Here is a 4,019-nt window from a genome sequence, read left to right on the forward strand (position 1 = left end):
GGCCCATTCCACAGAGCCGACATTTTGCCCAGCCGCCTTAAACCGCTCTGCAAGCTCTTTCTCAACCAAGAAGCCTAACCGCTTCACCCAATGCAGGGATATGTCTTCAAATTTCATCATAATAATTGCAAGATACAATAGTTGCTATATACAATCAACTAGAATTTTCACTTGACCTTATCGCAATCTCGCAGTTCACTGCCATTAACATCAACAAATGGAAGGAGGTGATCCAATGTCTAATCATTATTCACAAGAAGGTATGGGCTTTGGAAATGGGGTGAATGTTGCGGGGCCAACGCACCGCTAACTTCCTCTTTTCAAGGGCGCAATACAGCTCTCATCTGTATGCCCGAGGCTCCTTGCCTTTTATAGAATTAATGAGATTGGGTCGTGATCGATGAGGTCACGGCCCTTTTTGCGACTTCAAAGTTACTGAAGCTTGATCAAGACTTTACCTTCCTCAATGATGAGTGCTCAAAGTTGTGTGCCTCAAAGACTTTCTGCTTCTCCAGCCAGTTTGCCCGCTCAAAGGACTTAACCCATCATGTCGTTTGATATCTTGTTTGAACTAGGGCCAATTACCGTAGCTATTGCACTTGGCATCACCATTGTCGCCGGCGTTGTCAAAGGCGCGATTGGCTTTGCCATGCCTTTGATTATTGTATCAGTACTCAGTTCGTTCATTGATCCAAAACTCGCCATTGCCGCTATAATTTTACCTATTGTTGCGAGCAATATATTGCAAACTTTTCGACAAGGCATAGCCCCAGCACTGGCGGCGAGCAAGGAACACTGGCGCTACTTGCTGGTGGTTTGCATCATGATTTTCGTTACCGCGCAATTGGTTCCAATCATTCCGCGAAACCTATTTTACTACGTTCTTGGTGTACCCGTTGTCATACTCTCATTCATACAACTAGTTGGATTGCAACTGACCATCGCTGATCGCCATAAATGGTGGGCGGAATGGCTCATTGCAGCCATTTCCGGCGCATTGGGTGGTCTTGCAGGCACATGGGGTCCTACAACAGTGCTCTATTTATTAGCGATGAAAACCGAAAAACTAAAGCAAATCACGGTGCAAGGCGTAATATATGGATTGGGTTCCATTACCCTGCTGGTTGCCCATATACAATCCGGCATTCTGAACGCACGTACTATTGGTCTTTCGGCCATTTTGGTACCTTTTGCCCTTTTTGGCATGTGGTTTGGATTCAAATTGTTGGATCGTCTAAATCCTGTGCGATTTCGCCAAGCCACGCTGCTTGTGCTCACCCTGGCAGGGTTAAACCTCTTGCGCAAAGGACTTGTGGGCTGAGGATAAACAATACCTATGCCGAAACGCGTACTTACTGCATTTGCATGATCGCCCGCCCCACCATTTGCTGAGCGATCCCCGCGGCGACTTTGAGGTTTACCCCTTGTGCCAATTGCCCCGCGATCGCACTTGCGAGCATGCATCCCGTGCCGCGCATCGTGCCGTCTAAGCGTGTTTGGGTGAATTCAATATGATCCCCCCATGCATCAAATAAGCAATCAGTCGCTTCGCGTCCGCTGCTGTGACCACCTTTGATTAATACATTGGCGGCACCCATGGCGCGAAAATGAAAGGCCTGCTTTTCAAGCGTTGTGTGACAATCGCCAATGGGCACACCCGTAAGCATGGCCGATTCAAGCAAATTGGGCGTCACCACTTCGCAGAGGGGTATTAGGTGGTGTTTCAAGTCCTCTTCGGCCTGAACCTCCAACAAACGCGTGCCCGAAGAGGACACAATTATGGGATCAAGCACAATCGGCACTTTTGCATGTTGTCGCAACACCTCAGCAACCGCGCTGACTGTTTCGTGGCGTCCCAACATACCAATTTTTATGGCATCGCATTGTCCTGATTGCAGAGCACATTCCAGTTGCGCTTTAACCAGTTCGGCGCAGACATGTTCGATTTGGCATACCGCATTATTGGTCTGCGCGGTAACCGCTGTGACCACAGGTAGCCCTTGCACACCAAGCGAGGCCAATGTAGCCGCATCTCTTGATAGGCCTGCCCCGCCACTACTGTCCGTACCCCCAATAATCACTACGCGGGCATTCATCCTGTTGCCACCAACACAATATTGTCCCCGCCTTTTTGCTGCAGCGCCAAACCCGCGTTCCATGCCCTTAAGCCAGTACGGCAAACAATAACGATACGTTCATCCTCAATCGCCAAATTTTCAATATCACCCGCCACCATTTGCTTTGCGTGTGGAACCACAGGAAAGGGCGCTTCTTGGTTCGTGCGCAGCTCAATCACCCGGTCTTTTGGTGAGATTTGAGTTGGCGAAATGAACGTAAAACCATCCAAAGGCTCTGGCGCACGAAGAAAAGAGAACCGCGAGAATTGGAATGTCTTAAAATCGCATCTAAGCATTTGGCCAAGGGGGCTGGGCTTAAGGTCCAGCAAAACATTGATCACCATTTGCGCTTGGAGTGACCCCATCACCCCCACCGCCGCTCCGCTTACCCCCGCGCTTGCGCAGCTTTGCGCAGCCATTGGCAACTGTGGAAACACTGCGCGTATGCTAGGGGCTACGCCACCGCAAAAGCCCCCCACATAGCCCTCAAATCCCAGCACCGATGCGCTAATCAATGCAATATTTTGATCACGACAAAAATCAGAAAGCACATAGGTCACCGCAAAACTATCCGCCGCATCCACCACCACATCTGCATGTTCACAAATGAGTTGCACGTTGGCAGGATCGAGCCGAACAGGGCGCGCAATCACCTCAATGTCTTTATTGTTTTTCCTGATTTTTTGCGCGGCGACTTCGGCCTTTGATTGCCCAATATCGCCCTCGCCGAACAAGGGTTGACGATGCAAATTGCTGAATTCAATCTCGTCGGGATCTACAATATGTAGTTCACCAACGCCGGCGCCCGCCAAATAGCTCAAAATAGGATGCCCAAGCCCCCCGGCTCCAACGATTACAACGCGCGCATTACCCAACTTCTCTTGCCCTACTGAGCCAATTTCTGCCATCTGCATTTGGCGTTGATAGCGGCTCATGAACAATACCGGCGCGTTGTAGCCAACCACTGTTTGGTGCGCTCTTCAGGATCATCATTCAACGTAATATCCGTCACCACCGCCGCGCTGTCAGCTCGATGGTCAAACACCCCTTTGATCCGATCTACATTTAGCCCGCCAATGGCCACCAATGGCACGTCCTCAATATGGGAATTCCATTCGCGCAATCGTGCCAATCCTTGCGGTGCCCAAGGCATTTTCTTCAATATGGTGGGGTAAACAGGCCCCAGCGCTACATAATCGGGATCGTGCGACAAAGCCGCATCAAGCTCTGCATCATCATGGGTCGAAAGCCCTAACCTTATGCCGGCACGGCGAATGGCTTTTACATCTGCATCCGCCAAATCCTCCTGCCCCAGATGCACAAAATGACATTTGAGATCGATCGCTAGTTGCCAATAATCATTCACCACCAGCTGACAATCGTGCGCCGCACAAAATTCACGCGCTCTCTCAATTTCATCCCGCACGATGTGCGGCGGTTGATCCTTGATACGCAATTGCACCAGTTTAACACCTAATGGCACCAGCCGCTCAATCCAAGCGAACCGATCAACGATTAAATAAAACGGATCAAGTTTGACCATCAAAATACCGCCTTGCCTAAAACAGGTGTTGACGGCGCAGCCATCTGATTGGGCAACATTGGTTCGGCTTCATATCCCATGCGCCCTGCTTCCAATGCCTTGGCAAATGCCTGTGCCATCACAACTGGGTCACCTGCCTTCGCCACTGCTGTGTTGAGCAAAACCGCATCAAACCCCATTTCCATTGCCCGTGCGGCATGTGAGGGAACGCCGATCCCGGCGTCGATAATGAGCGGCACATCGTCAAAATGCGCACGCATAGCTTCAAGCCCATAAAGGTTGTTGAGCCCTAATCCGGTACCAATTGGCGCGCCCCAGGGCATCAGCACTTCGCACCCCGCGCGCAGCAAGCGCTCAGC

General features: G+C 50.6%; 4 protein-coding genes and 1 pseudogene. 1 reads left to right on the forward strand and 4 read right to left on the reverse strand.

The window, feature by feature from the left end; all coding sequences use genetic code 11:
- Positions 1-547 precede the first annotated feature (547 nt).
- Positions 548-1,321 (forward strand): sulfite exporter TauE/SafE family protein, encoded by a 774-nt coding sequence (locus tag Q0231_RS11025; RefSeq protein WP_269393529.1) that lies wholly within the window; start codon positions 548-550, stop codon positions 1,319-1,321.
- 31 nt (positions 1,322-1,352) lie between these two features.
- On the opposite strand, the gene Q0231_RS11030 is transcribed toward Q0231_RS11025, so the two are convergent.
- From Q0231_RS11030 to Q0231_RS11045, 4 genes and pseudogenes are all read right to left on the reverse strand, one after another.
- Complete coding sequence (locus tag Q0231_RS11030) at positions 1,353-2,096, reverse strand: hydroxymethylpyrimidine/phosphomethylpyrimidine kinase (protein ID WP_269393528.1); 744 nt, start codon at positions 2,094-2,096, stop codon at positions 1,353-1,355.
- A complete protein-coding gene (locus Q0231_RS11035) occupies positions 2,093-3,052 on the reverse strand; it encodes a HesA/MoeB/ThiF family protein (protein WP_299347712.1) in 960 nt (319 codons plus the stop codon). The genes Q0231_RS11030 and Q0231_RS11035 overlap by 4 nt, the downstream gene beginning before the upstream one ends.
- Entirely contained in the window at positions 3,049-3,660 is a 612-nt protein-coding gene (locus Q0231_RS11040) for a thiamine phosphate synthase (protein ID WP_299347713.1), read from the reverse strand. The genes Q0231_RS11035 and Q0231_RS11040 overlap by 4 nt, the downstream gene beginning before the upstream one ends.
- Positions 3,660-4,019: pseudogene (locus Q0231_RS11045) on the reverse strand (thiazole synthase); the annotation flags it as partial. The gene Q0231_RS11040 and the pseudogene Q0231_RS11045, both read right to left, overlap by 1 nt.

The sequence above is a fragment of the uncultured Maritalea sp. genome, from assembly GCF_937139385.1.
Taxonomy (GTDB): Bacteria; Pseudomonadota; Alphaproteobacteria; order Rhizobiales; family Devosiaceae; genus Maritalea; species Maritalea porphyrae_A.

Bases quoted from the DNA above. Each gene is read 5' to 3' on its own strand.
- Q0231_RS11025 (WP_269393529.1), top strand. From the start codon at position 548: ATGTCGTTTGATATCTTGTTTGAACTAGGGCCAATTACCGTAGCTATT.
- Q0231_RS11030 (WP_269393528.1), bottom strand. From the start codon at position 2,096: ATGAATGCCCGCGTAGTGATTATTGGGGGTACGGACAGTAGTGGCGGG.
- Q0231_RS11035 (WP_299347712.1), bottom strand. From the start codon at position 3,052: ATGAGCCGCTATCAACGCCAAATGCAGATGGCAGAAATTGGCTCAGTA.
- Q0231_RS11040 (WP_299347713.1), bottom strand. From the start codon at position 3,660: ATGGTCAAACTTGATCCGTTTTATTTAATCGTTGATCGGTTCGCTTGG.